The 1207-nt window shown below is 65.1% G+C and carries 2 protein-coding genes; both read right to left on the reverse strand.

The window, feature by feature from the left end:
* Positions 1-185 (reverse strand): chorismate mutase (locus tag AC2FLM_RS02245; RefSeq protein WP_496855230.1); only part of this gene is annotated, 185 nt, incomplete at its 3' end.
* Between the two features lie 59 nt (positions 186-244).
* Positions 245-1207: formate--tetrahydrofolate ligase (locus AC2FLM_RS02250; RefSeq protein ID WP_496855232.1), on the reverse strand; the 963-nt coding region annotated here is incomplete at its 5' end.

The raw sequence follows: 1207 nt of genomic DNA on the forward strand, positions 1-1207 counted from the left end.
ACCACTTCCTCGACCCGTTCGGGGATCCGCGCGGGCCAGCCATTGCCCTGTTTCAGCTCCACCGCCCGGTCGATATAGCCCGCCCGCGCGGCCAGCAGGGTGATCAGCTCGCGGTCCAGCCGGTCGATCTGGTCTCGCAGGCTGGCCATGTCGCTACAGTCCTGCGGCGGGATGGATGTGCTCATGTCTTGAAACTCTCACGGCCCGGGATCGGTCCCGGGCCGTGAATTGCGCATATCGCGGCTCAGAACAAGCCCTCGATCTGGCCCGCGTCATTCAGCCGGATGGTTTCCGCCGCCGGTTTGCGCGGCAGGCCCGGCATCGTCATGATCTCGCCGCAGACCACCACGATAAAGCCCGCCCCCGCGCTCAGCCGCACCTCGCGCACCGGCACCGAATGGCCCGTCGGCGCGCCGCGCCGGTTCGGATCGGTGGTAAAGGAATACTGGGTCTTGGCCATGCAGACCGGCAGGTTGCGATAGCCGGCCTCTTCCCATTCCTTCAGCTGGTTGCGGATCTTCTGATCGGCCAGCACCTCGTCGGCGCGATAGATGCGCTTGGCGATGGTCTCGATCTTCTCGAACAGGCCCATGTCGTCGGGATAGATCGGGGCAAAGTTCGCCTTGCCCGAATCGGCCAGCTCGACAACCTTGCGCGCCAGCGCCTCGGAGCCTTCCGAACCCAGCTCCCAATGGCGCGACAGCACCGCCTCGACCCCGTGATTGGCGCAATAGTCCCTGACCGCCTGCACCTCGGCCTCGGTATCGGTGACGAAGTGGTTGATCGCCACCACCACCGGCACGCCAAAGCTTTTGACGTTCTCGATATGGCGGCCCAGGTTGGCGCAGCCCTTGTTGACCGCGGCCACGTTTTCCGCGCCCAGATCGGCCTTGGCCACGCCGCCGTTCATCTTCATCGCGCGCACGGTCGCCACCAGCACCACCGCCGACGGCGCGATCCCGGCCTTGCGGCACTTGATGTTCATGAACTTCTCGGCGCCCAGATCGGCCCCGAAACCGGCCTCGGTCACCACGTAATCGGCCACTTTCAGCGCCGTCTTGGTGGCGATGACCGAGTTGCAGCCATGCGCGATATTGGCAAACGGGCCACCATGCACAAAGGCGGGGTTGTTCTCCAGCGTCTGCACCAGGTTGGGCTGCATCGCGTCCTTCAACAGCACGGTCATCGCGCCCTCGGCCTTGATGTC

It is taken from the genome of Ruegeria sp. SAZD011, assembly GCF_059612545.1.